The 16,937-nt window shown below is 61.0% G+C and carries 19 protein-coding genes; 13 read left to right on the forward strand and 6 right to left on the reverse strand.

Translation table 11 applies throughout. The features are described from left to right. The 3 genes from ACVC7O_RS23210 to ACVC7O_RS23220 all read left to right on the forward strand — a co-directional run bounded on the left by ACVC7O_RS23210 (position 1) and on the right by ACVC7O_RS23220 (position 2,457). The gene (locus ACVC7O_RS23210) at positions 1-696 is read left to right on the forward strand and encodes a DnaA N-terminal domain-containing protein (protein WP_458326581.1); all 696 of its coding nucleotides are present in this window, start codon (positions 1-3) and stop codon (positions 694-696) included. Positions 697-884: 188 nt separating this feature from the next. Next, positions 885-1,133 (forward strand): helix-turn-helix domain-containing protein, encoded by a 249-nt coding sequence (locus ACVC7O_RS23215; RefSeq protein WP_458326582.1) that lies wholly within the window; start codon positions 885-887, stop codon positions 1,131-1,133. A 49-nt stretch (positions 1,134-1,182) separates the two neighbouring features. Beyond that, the gene (locus ACVC7O_RS23220; protein ID WP_458326583.1) at positions 1,183-2,457 is read left to right on the forward strand and encodes a HipA domain-containing protein; all 1,275 of its coding nucleotides are present in this window, start codon (positions 1,183-1,185) and stop codon (positions 2,455-2,457) included. 30 nt (positions 2,458-2,487) lie between these two features. Here ACVC7O_RS23220 and ACVC7O_RS23225 read toward each other — a convergent pair whose 3' ends face one another. After that, complete coding sequence (locus ACVC7O_RS23225; protein WP_458326584.1) at positions 2,488-2,952, reverse strand: Lrp/AsnC family transcriptional regulator; 465 nt, start codon at positions 2,950-2,952, stop codon at positions 2,488-2,490. Positions 2,953-3,053: 101 nt separating this feature from the next. On the opposite strand from ACVC7O_RS23225, the gene ACVC7O_RS23230 reads away from it, so the two are divergent. From ACVC7O_RS23230 to ACVC7O_RS23275, 10 genes are all read left to right on the forward strand, one after another. Further along, positions 3,054-4,517: an aminotransferase class V-fold PLP-dependent enzyme gene (locus ACVC7O_RS23230; RefSeq protein ID WP_458326585.1), complete on the forward strand. Its 1,464-nt coding sequence runs from the start codon at positions 3,054-3,056 to the stop codon at positions 4,515-4,517. After that, the gene (locus ACVC7O_RS23235) at positions 4,514-5,860 is read left to right on the forward strand and encodes an MFS transporter (protein ID WP_458326586.1); all 1,347 of its coding nucleotides are present in this window, start codon (positions 4,514-4,516) and stop codon (positions 5,858-5,860) included. The genes ACVC7O_RS23230 and ACVC7O_RS23235 overlap by 4 nt, the downstream gene beginning before the upstream one ends. A 34-nt stretch (positions 5,861-5,894) precedes the next feature. Beyond that, positions 5,895-7,361, forward strand: a complete 1,467-nt coding sequence (locus ACVC7O_RS23240) for an FAD-dependent oxidoreductase (protein WP_458326587.1) — start codon at positions 5,895-5,897, stop codon at positions 7,359-7,361. After that, positions 7,361-7,840: a hypothetical protein gene (locus ACVC7O_RS23245; protein WP_458326588.1), complete on the forward strand. Its 480-nt coding sequence runs from the start codon at positions 7,361-7,363 to the stop codon at positions 7,838-7,840. The genes ACVC7O_RS23240 and ACVC7O_RS23245 overlap by 1 nt, the downstream gene beginning before the upstream one ends. Continuing rightward, entirely contained in the window at positions 7,837-8,424 is a 588-nt protein-coding gene (locus ACVC7O_RS23250) for a peroxidase-related enzyme (RefSeq protein ID WP_458326589.1), read from the forward strand. The genes ACVC7O_RS23245 and ACVC7O_RS23250 overlap by 4 nt, the downstream gene beginning before the upstream one ends. Positions 8,425-8,550: 126 nt before the next feature. Continuing rightward, positions 8,551-9,645 (forward strand): NAD/NADP octopine/nopaline dehydrogenase family protein, encoded by a 1,095-nt coding sequence (locus ACVC7O_RS23255; protein ID WP_458326590.1) that lies wholly within the window; start codon positions 8,551-8,553, stop codon positions 9,643-9,645. A gap of 45 nt (positions 9,646-9,690) precedes the next feature. Further along, on the forward strand, positions 9,691-10,800 hold the full coding sequence (locus tag ACVC7O_RS23260) for an ABC transporter substrate-binding protein (RefSeq protein WP_458326591.1): 1,110 nt from the start codon (positions 9,691-9,693) through the stop codon (positions 10,798-10,800). A 110-nt stretch (positions 10,801-10,910) separates the two neighbouring features. After that, positions 10,911-11,858 (forward strand): ABC transporter permease, encoded by a 948-nt coding sequence (locus ACVC7O_RS23265; RefSeq protein ID WP_458326592.1) that lies wholly within the window; start codon positions 10,911-10,913, stop codon positions 11,856-11,858. 14 nt (positions 11,859-11,872) lie between these two features. Further along, positions 11,873-12,664, forward strand: a complete 792-nt coding sequence (locus ACVC7O_RS23270; protein WP_458326609.1) for an ABC transporter permease — start codon at positions 11,873-11,875, stop codon at positions 12,662-12,664. Beyond that, positions 12,661-13,749 carry an ABC transporter ATP-binding protein gene (locus ACVC7O_RS23275; RefSeq protein WP_458326593.1) on the forward strand — a complete coding sequence of 363 codons (1,089 nt, stop codon included), beginning with the start codon at positions 12,661-12,663 and terminating at the stop codon, positions 13,747-13,749. Before ACVC7O_RS23270 ends, ACVC7O_RS23275 begins: the two co-directional genes overlap by 4 nt. Positions 13,750-13,875: 126 nt before the next feature. Here ACVC7O_RS23275 and ACVC7O_RS23280 read toward each other — a convergent pair whose 3' ends face one another. Genes ACVC7O_RS23280 through ACVC7O_RS23300 form a run of 5 tightly spaced genes read right to left on the reverse strand, consistent with a single transcriptional unit; the run spans position 13,876 to position 16,924 of the window. Then, the gene (locus ACVC7O_RS23280; protein ID WP_458326594.1) at positions 13,876-14,472 is read right to left on the reverse strand and encodes an ABC transporter ATP-binding protein; all 597 of its coding nucleotides are present in this window, start codon (positions 14,470-14,472) and stop codon (positions 13,876-13,878) included. After that, the gene (locus ACVC7O_RS23285; RefSeq protein WP_458326595.1) at positions 14,469-15,218 is read right to left on the reverse strand and encodes an ABC transporter permease; all 750 of its coding nucleotides are present in this window, start codon (positions 15,216-15,218) and stop codon (positions 14,469-14,471) included. Before ACVC7O_RS23285 ends, ACVC7O_RS23280 begins: the two co-directional genes overlap by 4 nt. Positions 15,219-15,227: 9 nt before the next feature. Beyond that, complete coding sequence (locus tag ACVC7O_RS23290) at positions 15,228-16,193, reverse strand: ABC transporter substrate-binding protein (RefSeq protein WP_458326596.1); 966 nt, start codon at positions 16,191-16,193, stop codon at positions 15,228-15,230. 27 nt (positions 16,194-16,220) lie between these two features. Beyond that, the gene (locus tag ACVC7O_RS23295; RefSeq protein ID WP_458326597.1) at positions 16,221-16,472 is read right to left on the reverse strand and encodes a PepSY domain-containing protein; all 252 of its coding nucleotides are present in this window, start codon (positions 16,470-16,472) and stop codon (positions 16,221-16,223) included. Positions 16,473-16,486: 14 nt separating this feature from the next. Beyond that, the gene (locus ACVC7O_RS23300) at positions 16,487-16,924 is read right to left on the reverse strand and encodes a hypothetical protein (protein ID WP_458326598.1); all 438 of its coding nucleotides are present in this window, start codon (positions 16,922-16,924) and stop codon (positions 16,487-16,489) included. Positions 16,925-16,937 lie beyond the last annotated feature (13 nt).

Consider the following 16,937-nt stretch of genomic DNA (forward strand, 5'->3'; position numbering starts at 1 on the left):
ATGGAACCTCAGCGACTGACCGGGCCAGAGGCCGGCGTACTGAAGTATGACTTGCTTACAGCCCTCTCCGTGACAGGACTCAGCGGATCGCCGACTTTGCAGACATCGTTCATGCGGCTGATTGCATTGGTGACAGCGCGCTATAACTGGCGGGCCGATGAGTTTTGCGTCGGACAGCGGGACATGGCGCGCATGTGGTCCGTGAATGAGCGGACGGTGAAGCGGGAAATCAAGCGATTGGTCGGCGCTGGCGTTTTGATCTGCAAACGAAACGGTGTGCGGGGCAGGGTGGGGGCCTATCGCCTGAACTATGGCGAGATTGCGCGATTATCGGAGCCGTCCTGGGCCCTCGTGGGTCCGGATTTCGAACAGCGGATGCGCGCGCGTTATCGCCAGACAGAGACAAAAGTCATCAAGTTAGAGACTTATCTGCGTGAAGAAGAGAGCACATCACCAAGAGCATCCCGGACGACGCCCTGGGACCGGATGATGTCCGATATCGCTGCAGAGCATCCGCATGTCTACGAAGCGTGGCTGGCCCGTTTGACGTTCCAGACTTTTGAGAAGGGGGAGCTGCGCTTGAAGGCTCCGAGCAGTTTCATTCAACGGTATGTGGAAATGCACCACATGCCCGTCCTGCTCGGTGCAGCGGAGAATGAGCTGGGCCCGGTGGACCGGGTTACATTCGAGGTCTAGGGGTGTGTTAGCGGACCTCGGGGAGGGCAGGGGGCTGTCTCTGCAGAGATCTGCGTGTTTCTTTAGTGGTTATGACGTTTGGTATCGGTCATAGACGATAGAATGAGAATATAGCCTATGGGCTATAAGTGCAATAAATAGCTCATGGGCTATATTGACGAAAAATAGCTTCTGAGCTATAAGGCCGTATGGGCACAACTCCAACGCAAACCATTCGCAGCTTGCGCCAGGCGGGCGCGGCGCTGCGGGCGCGGCGCAAGGCGTGCGATCTGACCCAGAAGCAACTTGCAGAGGCCACTGGAACGGCGCAATCGACCATATCGGATATTGAGACCGGGTTCGTCTCGGTCAGCCTTGATGTTTATCTGCGACTGCTTGAAGCGATGCAGGGCGAACTGAAAGTGGCGGATCGCGCGCAAGAGGACGATCTGATCTGATATGGCGCGCAAGGGGCAACGCCGTCCGGCACGCAAAAACAGAACCGGAGTGTGGTACGACCGCGACCGAGTGGGCACGCTGATCCGGTCATCAGATGGGGCCATCCGGTTCGAATACCTGCAGTCGTGGATCGACGCGCCTGACGCCTTCCCGGTGACGACGCGCCTTGACCTGACACAGCGGATCTGGCGCGGGGATGTGGTTGCCGCCACTTTCGACAACCTCTTGCCCGATGCAGACGGTGAGTTGAGAGAGAAAATTGCCGAGCGGATCGGCGCTGAGGGCAAGGATGTTTTTTCCCTGCTTTCAATTCTGGGGCGCGACTGTGTGGGTGCGCTCCAGTTTCTTCCAGATGACGAAGAGCCCGACGCCGACGAGATCAGCTATCGCAAGATCAGCACCGAAGAAATGGTCGCCGATCTGCAAGGCCTTGCCGCGGCCCCCCTCGCGCTGGGGCCTGATGAGGATTTCAGAATCTCCATTGCCGGGGCTCAGGAAAAGACGGCCTATCTTCGTGTGGGAGACACCTGGGCCAAGCCACGCGGGATCACGCCCACAAGCCATATCTTCAAGACACCCATGGGTATTTTGCCGGGGCCTGAGCAGATTGATTTGAGCGACAGCGTCGAGAACGAGCTGTTCTGCATGACGCTGGCGCGAGAAGCCGGTTTGCCCGCGGCCCATGTGGAAAGGATCGTCTTGCCCGGGCAGGTCGCGCTGGCCGTCGAAAGGTTCGACCGGCGGTGGGAGGGCGATATCCTGAAACGCCTGCCGCAGGAAGATCTGTGCCAGTCGCTGGGCATTGCGTCGTCCCGGAAGTATCAGACGGCCGGGGGGCCGAGCATACGTCAAATCATGGAGCGCCTGCGGGAATCGAATGATCCGATCGCGGACAGGGAGACGTTTTTCAAGGCCCAGATATTCTTCTATCTGATTGGGGCATCGGATGGGCATGCGAAGAATTTCAGCCTGCGTCTGGGGCGGCGAGGGCAATTCAGACTGGCGCCTCTCTATGATGTCCTGAGCCTTGCGCCGGTCTTGGCTGCAGGGCGACTGCAGAGACGGCGATATCGGCTCGCGATGTCCATCGACGGAACCTATGGCATTGATGAAATCGTGGTGCGAAACTTTGAAAACGAGGGGCGTGCCAGTGGTTTGCCGAAGGGGCGAGCGACCGAATTGCTCGGCGACATGGTGGTGGTCCTGCCGGATGCGCTGGCCCGGACGCGGGCCATGCTCGGCCAGACGGTGCCCGACAGCGTGCAGGACCCGATCACCTCGGATGCGCTGGCCCGTATCGCGGTTCTGCGCGAGCTGCTCTGACCGCTGAGGCGGCTCGCGTGGCGTCGTCCGTTATCGCAGCGGAATGGGGCGCTGTTCTTCGATGGCTTCCATCGCGAAGAAGGAGGTCACCGTTTCAAGCTCGATATCTTCGATCAGACGCTTGTAGACATCGTCATAGCCCGCCATGTCCCGCGCCACGATCTTGAGCAGGTAGTCGTATTCGCCACCAATGCGGAAAAAGTCGATGACCTCGGGAATGGCCGAGACATGCTGGCGAAACTGCTTGAGCCATTCAGTCGAATGATGCCGTGTCTTGACCAGCGAAAACACCACGAACCCCGCGCCGAGCTTGTCTCGATCAATCAGGACCGTCCGACCGCGGATCGCCCCCGAGGCCTCGAGCGCCTTCAGACGGCGCCAACAGGCGTTCTGCGACAGCCCAATCCGGTCTGCGAGGTCCCGTTGGGATTGTGAGGCATCGCGCTGGAGCTCCTCGAGGAGGCGGCAATCAATCTGATCGAGCTTTAGAAGCATTTAACGATCATATGACACAAGAAATGATATTCAAGCGCAAAGATCTGTGAAGTGTTTTGCTTTTTTTGCGTCATCATCGACACAGCCGATCAAGGAGTCACATGCCCAATCTCGACGATTTCATTGCGACCCTGCGTGGTGTGCCGGACCTGCACGACCGGATCCGGTCCGGGCTTATTGGTGAGGATGTCCAGATCGAGGGGCCTTTTGGGCCACGGCCATTGATTTATGCCGACTATGTGGCGTCGGGCCGGGCTTTGCGCCAGGTGGAGGATTTCATCCGCGACCACGTGCTGCCGTATTATGCCAATACGCACACGCAGGCCTCTTACTGTGGCCAGTACATGACCCGAATGCGCGAGGCGGCTCGGGCCGAGATCGCGCGCATGGTCGGCGCGGATGCCGAGACCAGCGTGATCTTTGCCGGGTCCGGATCGACCGCCGGGATCAACCGGGTGGTCGGGCTGCTCGATCTTCAGGGTCTTGTGGCGGCTGGTCAGCGCGCCGTGGTGCTCAGCGGGCCTTATGAGCATCATTCCAACATCTTGCCATGGCGCGAAACCGGCGCCGAGGTGATTGAAATCGGCGAGGCTGCGACAGGCGGGGTCGATCAGGATCACCTCAAACAGGCGCTGCAACGGGCTCAGGGTGCGGCGCTGATCGTCGGGGCGTTCTCGGCGGCGTCGAATGTGACGGGTATCCTGGAAGATGTGGACGGGATCACCCGTATCCTGCGCGCGCAGGGCGCCCTTGCGATCTGGGACTACGGCTGCGCCGGTCCCTATTGCGCGATGGACATGAAATCCGGAACCGATGCGCAAAAGGATGCCATCGTGTTTTCGCCGCATAAGTTTCCAGGTGGCCCAGGGACCAGCGGAGTCGCGGTGATCCGCGACACGGTGGCGCGCCGGGCCACGCCGACGCTGCCCGGTGGTGGCACCGTCAGCTTCGTGTCGCCCTGGGGGCATGTCTACTCCGACAGCCTGACCGCGCGGGAAGAGGGCGGCACGCCCAATGTCATCGGCGATATTCGTGCAGCACTTGTGATGCTGGTCAAGGAGGCGCTCGGGCAAGGCTGGCTCGATGCGCGGCAAAAGGATTTGCGCGCGCGGGCGCTGCAGGTCTGGCTATCAAACGACCGGATCGAGCTGCTGGGGGTGCCGCAAGCCGACGCGCTGCCTATTTTTTCCTTCCGGATTCGAGACGGGCAGGGGGGTCTGGTGCACCATCAGTTCTTCACCCGCCTGCTGAGCGACCTTTACGGCATTCAGGCGCGAGGCGGATGCGCCTGTGCTGGGCCGTACGGTCATCGGCTGCTAGGGGTGGGCCGTGCTGAGTCGGACGCCACCATTGATGCGCTGGCCCGGGGGGAAGAAACGGTCAAGCCAGGCTGGGTCCGGCTCAATCTTTCGGCGCTGATGACCGATACAAAGGTCGATCTGATCATCGAGGCTGTGGACAACCTGGCGCGGATCGCTCCAGACTATATGTCTCGCTACCAGGTGGATGAACGTACCGCCCGGTTCAATGCCACCTATGCTTCCGAGGATTCGTTGGCGTCATGACACCGACCCCGCGCAGCCCGATTGCCAACCCGTCGTTTCGCGGCGCCTTTGCCGCGCAGGTGTTTTCGCTGATCGCCATTGGCCTGATGACGGTGGCGTTGTCTTTGGCGGCCTATCGGATTGGCGGCGTGGCCGCCGCCGGGCAAATCCTCGGCATCCTGCTGGCCATCAAGATGGTCGCCTATGTGGGTATCGCACCACTTGCCGAAGCACTGTTGGCCGGGCGGGACCGCAAAGCCGTGATGGTGGCGCTTGATCTGGGCCGTATGACCTTGCTGCTGCCGATGGGGTTTGCAACCGAGATCTGGCAGATCGCGGCGCTGGCATTTCTGTTCTTTGCGCTGTCATCGGGTTTCACGCCTCTGTTCCAATCGCTGATCCCGGATATCCTACCCGATGAAGCCGTCTATAGCCGCGCGCTGGTGTGGTCGCGGGTGGCCTATACGGTCGAGGCAGTGCTGAGCCCGATTGTCGCGGCCGCACTGCTGACGCTGATTGCGGCGAGCTCGCTGTTCTGGGTCGCTGCGGTGGCGTTCCTGATGTCGGTTCTGGCGCTGATCGTCATGCGCTTCCCGGCAGCGGCGGGGGCCTCGACGACCGGGCCGTTTCGTGAGCGCGCGCTCAAAGGGCTGCGGATCTACTGGCGCACCCCGCGCCTGCGAGGGCTGTTCCTGCTGAACTTCGCGCTCTCGCTCAGCATGGCGTGGGTTCTTGTGAATTCGGTTGTGGTTGCAAGCCTGAGACTGGGCGAGGCCGAGCGATTCTTCCCGATCCTCATGGCATTCTATGGCCTCGGCGCAGCGCTTGGTGCTGTTGCCGTGCCGCGGCTTATCGCGTGGTGCGGCGAGCGGCGCACAATGGTCGGCGGTATTGCCCTGCATGCGGTCTTGGGGTGCGGGGTCGCGCTGCCCGCCGCGCCTGCAGACTACATGATGCTTTGGGTCGGGTTTGGCGTCGCTGCGTCGCTTGTTCTGACACCGGGGGGGCTTGTGATCGCCCGGTCGGCTAGCGCCACGGATCGCCCGGCGGTGTTTGCAGCGCAGTTCTCCCTGTCGCACGCGGGCTGGCTTGTTGCCTATCCTTTGGCCGGACAGCTTGGCGCCGGGCTGGGATTGGAGCCTGCGCTCTTGATGCTCTCGGGGCTGACGGCAATACTTGCGGTGCTGGCCACGCGCGTCTGGCCGGCGGACGATCCGATGGTGCGGGAGCACGAACACCCCGAATTGCCGCCGGATCATCCTCATTTGTACGAAACACCAGCTTCGGGCCCGCGGCATCGGCACAAGCACATCTACCGGATCGATGCGCTGCACCCCAGTTGGATTGGCACCTCGCCCACATGACCCCGGCACGAACCAGACAAGCAGGACACATGCGATGACCAGCACATTTGCCTCCACCATCGACGCGCAGGGCCTGCCCGCTCTGGAAGCGCGGTTTCATGATGATCTGAAGTTCCTGTGCTGGCCCGGCAAGGATTGGGTGCCCGCGCGCGAGGGTGTCAGCGATGTGGTGATCATCGGCGGCGGCATGTGCGGCATGGTGGCCTGGATGGCGCTGAAAACCGGTGGCATCCACAACATGCGCGTGCTCGATCGCAGCCCCGAAGGTCTGGAAGGCCCGTGGTTGACTTATGCGCGGATGGAAACGCTGCGCTCGCCGAAGGAGTTGACCGGCCCGGCCTATGGGCATGGCGCGCTCAGTTTTCAGGCGTGGTACCGGGCCCAATTTGGAACCGAAGCATGGGAGACGCTCGACAAGATCCCGCGGCCGATGTGGATGGACTATCTCAAATGGTACCGGCAGGTGCTGGGCATCGAGGTTGAAAATGGCGTCTCCGTGGATCGCGTCGTCCCCGAGGGTGATGTGCTGCGGCTGCACCTGTCCGGTGCGGCGGAGCCCTCGATCCTGACTCGCAAGCTCGTCTTTGCCACCGGTCGGGACGGCACCGGGCAACCGAACATCCCGGGCTTTGTGGCCGACCTGCCGCGCCGCTTTTGGGCGCATAGCGCAGACGAGATCGACTTTGCCGCGCTCAAGGGCAAGCGTGTGGCGGTTGTGGGCGTCGGGGCCTCTGCGGTCGACAATGCCGCCGAGGCGCTGGAACATGGCGCGGCTGAGGTGCGGCACCTGATCCGGCGCAAGGAAATGCCGACGATCAACAAGATGATGGGGATTGGATCGTTTGGCTTCACCGCCGGGTTTGCCGCGCTGCCGGACGAGTGGCGGTGGCGTTTCATGCAGTATTCCTTCGCGACCCAGACACCACCGCCACATGGCTCCACCAATCGGGTCAGCCGACATCCGAATGCTTACTTCCACTTTGGCAAGGCGGTTGTGTCGACGCGGGAGCGCAATGGTGCTGTGGATGTAAGGTTCGCGGATGGCACGGGCTATGAAGCGGATTTTGTCATCCTCGGCACCGGGTTCACGATTGACCCGCTGTCGCGCACCGAATTCGGCGAGGCCGCCCGCGACATCCTGTTGTGGGAAGACGTGTACACGCCGCCCGAAGAGGAACGGTCCGGCGATCTCGGGCGCTTCCCCTACCTGAACCCGGATTTCACCTTTCGGGAGAAGACACCCGGCTTGGCGCCGTGGCTGGGGAACGTCTATTGTTTCAACTACGGCGCTTCGGCCAGTTTGGGTAAGGTGAGCGGTGATATTCCGGGCATTTCGGATGGGGCCAGCTGGCTCGCCCGCGCGGTGGCTGCGAAGCTCTACACCGAGGACGTGGCCGAGCACTGGCAGGCAATGAAAGACTACCAGAAGCCGGAGCTGGATGGGTCCGAATGGGAACCGTCGGAGCTTGAGGTGGACGCAAAGACCGGGAAGGTGGCCTAATGGCGTTGGACAGCACCGCGTTGACGGCCGCGGGCGTAGCATCAGAGACGGCGGCTGGTGCTGCGGTTGCGGGACGCCGCAACATCTTCGAGATGACGCAGGCCGCTGAAGAGGCGGTCCTGCGTCCGCAGGATGCAGGGGCGTGGAGCCATGCCCTGCGAGCCGGTTTGGCGGCCCGGATTGCCATGTTGAATGAGGAAGCGGCCTTGGCCGAGGGGTATCTTGAGGCGGCTGGAGCTTACGCCGGTTTGGCCGATCTCTCCGCGACAGGTGCGAAAGAGGGCCTGGACGAGGTGGTTCGCTTCATGGACAAGGTGGCCGCGGACACCCGCAATGTGGCCGCTGCCGATATCGAGGCGCTGCAAGCGGCGGGTGTATCGGATGCCGATATCGTCAGGCTGGCCGAGTTGAACGCCTTTCTGGCCTATCAGATCCGGGTGATCGCCGGGATACGGCTGATGAGTGGGGCAGGGGCGTGAGCACGGTCATCACGAAATTCACCCGCAATGTGCCGCATTGGCAACCGCGTGTGGTACCCGTTGACCTGGCCGAGGCCAGCGACGCGCAGCTTGAGGCGTTGAAGGTCACGCCATCGAACACGAAGGTGTCTGACTATGTGCTGACTCTGGCTCATGATGTGGAAAGCCTGAAAGTTCGCTCGCCGCTTTTCAACGCGATCATGTATGATGCAGGCGGGATGAGCCGGGCCGAACGCGAGGTTGGGGCGCTCGGGGCCTCGATGGTCAACCATTGCATCTATTGCGCGGCAGTTCACGCCAAGCGCCACGCCGAGCTGGAAAAGTCGACGGGTGTGACGGATGCGTTGTTTCAGAACGGGGCGCAAGCCGAGTTGTCGCCCCGTGATCGGGCGATCTTTGATTTCGCAGTGGCGCTGTCGGATTGCCCGTCAAACGCCGGGCCCGACCATATGGCAGCACTCCGCGCGGCGGGGCTGGACGAGGCCGAAATCCTCGACCTGATTTTGTCATCATCGCTGTTTGGATGGGCAAACCGATTGATGCATGTGCTGGGGGACCCGGTACGGAAGGACGACGCGGCCTAGACTTATGCCTGAATTGCGAGAGGGGCCGCGGAAGGGATATAAATTCAATGTATTCATTGATTTGGTGGTGGCCCGAGGGGCCGTGAAAAGAACGAAGTGACGACGGGAAGAAGGGTGCAATCGGGGATGAAAGTCGGACTGGCGGGTGCGGGCTCTATCGCCTTCGGAACGGCGGCGGTGCTGCATGACAATGGTCATGACCCGATGCTGTGGTCGCCTTCTGGTCAAGGCACGGAAGCGCTGCGAAGCGGGCAACTCCTGGTCGCCACCGGTGCGCTTGAGGCCGAGTTTGCACCGCGGGTTGCGAGCAGCGCCGCGGAGTTGGCGAGTGACAACGACGTGCTGATCGTGGCTCTGCCGGGGTATGGGCATAAGGCGGTTCTTGACGCGTTGGCACCGCATATTGAAGCGCGCCACCAGGTGATCATCTCCTCCCATGCGTCGCTGGGTGCGATATACCTGGCGCAGCTTCTGGCGGCGCGGGGTGTGACTGTGCCGATCACGGCCTGGGGCACGACCATCTGCACCGGACGGCGTAGCGCGGGCACAGAGATGAAGCTCAACACCGTACGCAGCCGTGTGGATCTCTGCACCGTGCCAGCGGAGCGGTCAGAGGAGGCTCTGGCGCTCTGCGAGGCGCTTTTCGGGGACCGGTTTCAGCCGCGCGATGGTCTGCTCGCGATCTCGTTGTCCAACCTCAACCCGCAGAACCACATGGGCATCGCCCTGGGCAACATCACCCGGATGGAGCGGGGCGAGAGTTGGAGCCAAGGCCAGAATGTCACCCCGACGGTCGGGCGCCTTTTGGAGAAGCTCGATGAGGAGCGGCTGGCCATCGCCGCGGCCCTTGGGCTGGAGGTCAAGACGATCTTTGAGCACTTTCATTTGTCATTTCATGTGCCGATCGCGTCGATTTCAGAGATGAACCAGCAGATGCACGCGCAGGGAAATGGCGGCACAGGCCCGGCCACGGCAGACAGCCGTTACGTGACGGAAGACGTGCCTTATGGTCTGGTTCTGACAGCGGCCCTTGGGCGGTTGTCAGGCCATCCGGCGGTTTTGCACGAGGCTGGTATCCAGATTTTTTCCGCCATGTACGACCGTGAATTCGACACTGAAAACCAGATCCTCGATGCGCTTGAGCTTGACCGCCACAGCCTTGAGGATCTCAAGACGGCGGCCCGGACGGGTATCCTGGCCGCGCCTGTTTATAACCAGTAATAAATTGAAAAACAAAGAAAACACTAGACAGCAAGGAGAGAACGAATGACCAAACTTATCTATAACCGACGTCGTTTCCTGGGAACTGCCGCTGCCGCGAGCACTGTGTTGGCATCCCCGGCGTACCTGCGCCGCGCCGCCGCGCAGTCCGGTGGCGAGGTCAATATCTGGACGTACAACGATTTCGTGCCAGAAGCGTTCAAGGACCAGTTCGAAGCGGAGACTGGCATCAAGGTCAACATCCGCCTCGTCGACGACCAGGGCAAACAGTTCAACCTGCTGGCCGCCGAGCAGCCCAACCCGACGGTCGACATCATGACGGTCGCCGGCCACCGGTTCCTGCAGTTTATCGACAGTGATCTGCTCGCGCCGCTGGACATCGACCGGCTCAGCAATTGGGGCAACATCAACCCGACCTTCTCGGAGTCCGACTGGTCGACGATCAATGGCAGCAAATGGGGCGCGCCGATCCTGTCGGGCATGGAGGTGTTGTCGTATAATTCCGAGGTCGTCAGAGAAGAAGAAGCGCTGACCTGGGAGACGCTCTTTAGCGAGAAATACAGCGGTCAGACCGCCTATATCATCCAGGATATGATGTCGATCATCATGCTGAAGATGGGCTATGACGGCAATATGGTTGCCTATATGGACGACCCGGAGAAAGCCGCATCCATCGTTGAAGAGGCCAAGGCCTTCCTGATCGACAAAAAGCCGCTGGTGCGCAAGTATTACGACAGCGGCGCCGAATTCCAACAGATGATGATCAACCAGGACATCGTCCTTGGGCATTCGTGGAACGGGCCGGCGGCGGCACTGATCAACGATGGGTTCCCGCTTGGCATGACGATCCCGCGCGAAGGCTCCTATGGGTTTGTCTATACCTACAACGTGGCGAACAACGCGCCGAATGTGGACAACGCCTATACCTTCCTCGATGCGATCCTCGCGTCGCCGGAAATCGGGGCGGCGATGACGAAGGCGTCCGGGTTCATCTCGACCTACAAGGATTCGACACAGTATCTGACCGATCTGGAGAAACAGTCGACGTCCTTCCCGGAAGAGCAGCTGGCCAATCTGCAGTTCTTCCGCGCAGAGGCGAATGAGATGAAATACAGCCTCGTTGACCCGGCAGTCGAGGCGATCAAGGCGGCTTGATTTTGATAACACCACGGTCTGCCTCGCACCCAACGCGGGGCAGACGCCATGGGCTGCTGCAAAGCAATCACATGATCAACACTTCAGTTTTGTGACGGGGCCAGCAGGATATGGCAGATAACACTTCGCGCGCGACCTTCTGGGGTCGGCTGGCCTTATGGGCGCCGTATCATGCGCTGATGCGGCTGGCGACCTCCTCGCCGCGCCGCCAGTTCGTGATCCTCGCGGCCTTTCCGATCCTCTGGGTGCTGACACAGCATCTCGGCCCCATGATCATGATGCTGCGCGTCTCGCTGACCGATGCCTATCCGGTCGCACCAGGGGTCACGCAAAGCTTTACGCTGGAGAATTACGGGCGGTTCTTTGGTGACAGCATCTTTTGGATGCCGTTCTTCAGAACGCTGACCTTCGCCGCCGTCTTCACGTTCTGCACGCTGATCATCACCTATCCGGTCGCCTATTTCCTCGCGCGCCATGTCAGCCGCAAGAACCAGATGCTGTTCTTGCTGCTGTTGCTCATCCCGTTCTGGGTCGGTGAGATTGTGCGGACCTATGCGATCATGATCCTGCTCGGCAACACGGGAGCGGTGAACCTTGTGCTGAAATGGCTGGGCCTGATCGATCGGCCCATTCCGTTCATGTACACGAGTTTTTCGATGGGTGTGGGGATCGTCTATCTCACTGCGCTTTACATGCTGCTGCCGCTCTATTCGGCGCTGGAGAAGCTGCCGCAAAGCATGAATGAAGCCGCAGCAGATCTCGGGGCAGGGGCCTGGACTCGCTTCCGCCGCATCTCATTGCCGCTGACGCTCGAAGGGATCTCCTCGGGATGCACGCTCGTCTTCCTGATCTCCACCGGGTTCTACGCAACGCCGGTGCTGTTGGGCGGGCCGTCAACGACCGTCTTTGCCGAAACCATCGCGGGCTTTTTCCATGTCGCGGGCGATGAATGGCCCACGGGAGCCGCCTTTGCCACGATCATGTTCGCGGCGGCCTTGCTGATCACCACCACCTTCCAAAGGCTGATGACCATGCTCCGCAAGGGAGACACGAAATGAACCACCGCGTGGAGCTGAACAGAGGCAACCGGATTTTCCTCACCTGTGTTTACTGGGCCTTTGTTCTCTATGTTTTTGTGCCGCTGATCCTGATGGTCATGATGGGGTTCAAGGATTCTAAGTTCATCGGGTTCCCGATCCGGTCCTGGACCCTGGATTGGTACACAGGCGTTTTTGCCGATACCGAAGTGCTGTTCATCTTTGGGTATTCCATCGCCATCGCCGTGCTGTCGACGCTGATCTCGGTGATCGTCGGCACCTGGATCGCGGTCTTGCTAGAAGGGCGCAAATTCGTCGGACGGGCCTTCATCTTTGGGCTGACCGTGTTGCCCGCCCTGGTGCCGGGGGTCATTTCGGCCATCGCGTTCCGCATCTATGCGCGCTGGCTGGGGATCGAGCCGGGGATGGGCGCCATCATCTGGGCGCATGCCGTGCACAATGTGCCCTTCGTGGTTCTGGTGGTCATGGCGCGTCTGTCGACCTTGCCGAAAAGCCAGATTGAAGCGGCGCGCGACCTTGGCGCCGATCCTTTCATCGCGTTTTCGCGGATCACCTTGCCCTATCTCGTGCCGGCGATCCTCGGTGCCTCGATCTTTTGCCTGCTGCTCAGCTTTGATGACTTCGTGCGCTCATTCTTCCTCGGAGGATATCAGCCGACGCTACCGGTCTACATCTTCGCCATGTTGCGCTCGGGCATGAGCCCCGAGATCAACGCCATCGCGACCTTCGCTCTGATCCTGACCGCCGCAATTGGCCTTTGGGCCGAACGCTTCACCCGTCGCATGAAAAAGGAGTCCGATGCATGACGACCGATACGACACCTCTGGTCCGCATTGACGGGATCTCCAAGCGGTTCGGCGAGACGGTGGCCCTTGAACAACTTGACCTCGACATCGCGCAGGGAGAGTTCGTGACATTCCTTGGCCCGTCGGGCTGCGGCAAGTCCACGACCTTGCGCATTCTAGGTGGGTTTGAACGGCCCGATACGGGGCAGATCATTCTGGACGGCGAGGATGTGACGGGCCAACCGCCAGAGAAACGTCATGTGAATATGGTGTTCCAGGATTATGCGCTGTTTCCGCATATGACCGTGGCGCAGAACATCTCGTTTGGCTTGGAACTGAAAGGTATGGCGCAGGGACAGATCAAAAGCAGATCGGACGAGATCATGTCGTTTCTCGAGCTGGGCGCCTTCGCGGGCCGCTATCCGGGTCAACTCTCTGGAGGCCAACGTCAGCGAGTTGCCCTTGCCCGTGCCTTGGCACCTGATCCCGCGCTGCTTTTGCTGGACGAACCTCTGGGCGCGCTTGATGCGAAGCTGCGCGGCCAGGTTCAGCAGGAGCTGAAGTCGATCCAGCGGCGGACCCACAAGACGTTCTTTTTCGTCACTCACGATCAGGAAGAGGCGTTGACGATGTCGGACCGGATCGTGGTGATGAACAAGGGCCGCGTTGAACAAGATGGAACGCCGGAAGAACTCTACTTCCGCCCGGCGAGCCGTTTCGTCGCGGAGTTCATCGGCGAGACGAACCTGCTCTCCGCGCAGGTGCGCGGTACGGACGGCGACACGGTCATGATGGACTGGAATGGTCAGATGTTGCAGGGCTTGGCTGCTCATGCGACGCCGCGCGCGGGCGCGCAAATCACCGCCTCGGTGCGGCTGGAAAAGCTTGGCTTCCATGCAACGCGGCCAGAGACCGTCAACGCGGTGCAAGGGCGCGTGATTGGCAAGACATTCCTCGGCTCACGTATGACGATGGAGGTCGCCGTGGGAGATGACGATCCGGTTGTGCTGAAGGCCTATGTCGATGCTGAGACGGGCCAGTCGGTCGGCACTGAGCCGATTTGGGTGGGCTGGGAGGCTGACAGCATGGCCGTGCTTGCCGATTGAGACCACGGCACCGCGGACACTAAAGTCGGTGGCTTTCACACACATGCTGTGATGCGTTCGGAGCAGATCCGAGATTATGGTACATAGCCAGAAAACGGCTGGCACCAAATGCGATTGTAATTGAGTTTATGTTAATTCAGCGCCTTGCGGCGTGTGCTGCAGGCGGAGGATGCGACTGGCCAGCCTGTCGGCCTCGCGCATGTCATGTGTGACGAAAAGCGTTGCGGGCCGGTGGTCAGAGATCAGCTGCTCGGTCAGCTCAAGCATTCGGTCCGCTGTTTCTTCGTCCAGCGAGACAAATGGCTCATCCATGATCAGCAAATCCGGTGCCTCGGCGAAGGCCCGCGCGAGGGACAGCCGTCGCTGCTGACCGAGCGACAGCTGTTTCGGGAAGAGTGCTTCTTTACCTTCCAGGCCGCTGCGGGCCAGCATGTCCTTGGCCTGTTGCTCCGTAAGCTGGGGATGCGGGAGCAGGATGTTCTGCAAAACCGATCGCCACGGCAGCAGTGTCGGTTCCTGAAACACGAAGGCGAGGGTGCCGGGTCGCTCGATGGTGCCGTCGAAATCCGTGTCGATCCCGGCCAGAATGCGGAGCAGGGTCGATTTTCCGATGCCCGAGGGGCCTACCAGTGCAAGGGTTTCACCCGGGTCGATCTGAAAGCGGATTGGGCCGAGAACGGGCGTCTCGCTGAAATGCTTCGACGTGATATCGACCCGGATCACGCGTCTCTCCAGCGTCGGGCGTGACGCTCAAAAGGCTGAAGCAGCAGCCATTCGACCAGCAGCATCACGCAGATGAACGAGAACGCATAGACCAGTACCATGGCCACGTCGAAGAGCTGGAAATACAGATGGATCTGAAAGCCGATGCCGGAGGACCGCCCCAGAAACTCGACCACGAGTACGATTTTCCAGATGACGGCAACGCCCGAGCGGGCAGCGGCGGCGATGAAAGGTGCAAGCTGCGGGAAGATCACGTGCCGCATCCGCGCAAACCACGACATCTTGTAGACCTTCGCCATGGCGTCGAGGTCCGGATCAAGCGCGCGGGCGCCTTCGCGGATCACCACGGCCACATTGGGCACCTTGTTGAGTGTCACCGCGGTGATGGCGGCGGCCTCAGTGAGGCCAATCCAGAGATAGCAGAGTACGATCAACACAAGTGCAGGCAGGTTCAGGAAGACAACCAGCCACGGATCAAGCCAAGCGTTGGTGCGCGGGGATCGCCCCATGATCAGGCCGAGCACCGTGCCGAGTGTCATCGCAAGGCCGAAGGCCCAGAGCACGCGGATGATGGTTGCAAAGAGATGGCTCCACAACTCGCCCGAGCTGGCCTCCTGCAGAAACAGCGGCCCAAGCTGCCAAGGTGTTGGCAGGATCTGCGCATCGCCCGTCAGGGTCGCGGCGACAACCCAGAGCGAGAGCAGCCCTGCAAGAGACAAAAGAGGTGTGAGCCGCGCAGCCTGCATCCGGCGATGTTACTTTACATCGGCAAAAAGACCAGCAGGCACGGAGGTGGCGTCGCCAACGAGCTCCGGGCCCCCCAAATCGCTCATCAGGCTCAGCATCTTGTCGGCGGCCTCCGCATCGATGGGCGCGCGGTCGGGGATGCCAGCGATCCAGTCGGATTTGAGCTGGTCGTATTGCGCGTCGGTCGCGGCATTCATACGGGGGCGTATGGCGTCCCAAGCCTCCTCCGAGCTGGCCAGCTTGTCCTTGGCAGCGCGGCTGGCCTCGAAGAAGCCTTGCGCCAGGTCTGGGTGCTCGGCAAGGAAGCTTTCCTTCATGTAGTAACCCAGCAGCGGCGTATTGGTGTCGAGGCCAAGGGCCAGGCCCGCTTCTTCCACCGAGATCAGCTGCCGCATGCCGGCGGCCTTGTTCTTGGCCAGAAAGTGCCAGAAGTTGATCGCGCCTGCGTATTCGTCGCCCATGGCGGATTTGAAGATCAGGGGCGGCGCGCCATAGACCTGTTCGGTCTCGGCCTTTAGGTCCATCTCGTATTGCTGTTGGGCATAAGCGCGCAGGATCAGCCAGGACTTATCGAGCGGCCCGCCCGCGATCCCGATCTTACCGCCCGCCAGATCGGCGAGCGTCTCGGCGCTGCTGCTGGCCGGGACGACAACGCCGCCCACGGCCTTGGAATAGGGGATGAAGACATAGTCCTTGCCCGCCGCACGCTGCCGCGCGACCCAGATCCAATCGGCCACAGCCATGTCGGCCTGGCCTCCTTCCACGGCGATGCGCGTGCCGCTGTTGTCGGCAAAGGGCTGCACGTCGAGCACGAAGCCGTTCGCCCGGTCGAGCCCGTTTTCAGTGATCGTCGCAAGCTCCCAGTTCACCGTGCCGATCTTCAGCACGGCGGCGCGGATGGTCGGGAGGTCACTGGCGAACACCGGGGCTGCACATGACATCAGCACCATCGAGATCACATGGATGAGACGCATCGTGCTGGCCCTCCCCTAGCCGTGGCGTTACTCCGCCCGGCGGCTGACCTCGTTCAGGTCCTTGTCGAGTTTGATGTCGAACTGGTTGCCGCCTTTGCAGATCACATCGTCTAGGTCATAGCCGTCGTCTTCCACCTCAATATCATCCGGGTCCATCTGGCATTCGATCGAGGCGAGCATCGCTTCGATCTTTTCAACCGTTTCAGCATCGAGGTGACCGTCCGCGAAGGCGGGGCCAGAGATCAGGGCGGCGGTGGTCAGGGTCAGAACGTATTTCATTGTGTGCTCCGGGGTTATTGGATCGAAATGGTCATGGATTGCGTCTCTCCGGTCGAGCCGGGGATTTTTATGGTATGGCTGCCAGGCTTGATCGCGATGAAGGACAGCTCGGCCACTCCGGCCTTGTCGAATTCGATACTGTCGATGGCCATGGGGCGGATCTCGATCTTGTTGATGACAATCTCGTTCATCCAGATGGCCCGGAAGAAACTTGGCCCTTCGATCGCCAGCTCCGCCGAGCCGTCCGCCGTGACCACCAGCGTGTAGTAAGCGCCGGACTGCAGGACCACATCCTCTCCGAGCGGCTGACCGGACGCGAGGGTCAACGGGATGTCTTCACCGCGATTGCACTTGGCGAGAAGGCCCGCGAAGCCAAGATCGTCGCACAGGGGTGCGGCGGCAACGGGGCTGCACATCATCGCAAGCGCCGCAGCTGTCATCAGTTTTTTCATCCGTTCTCTCTCC

This window comes from Roseobacter cerffii, assembly GCF_054226325.1.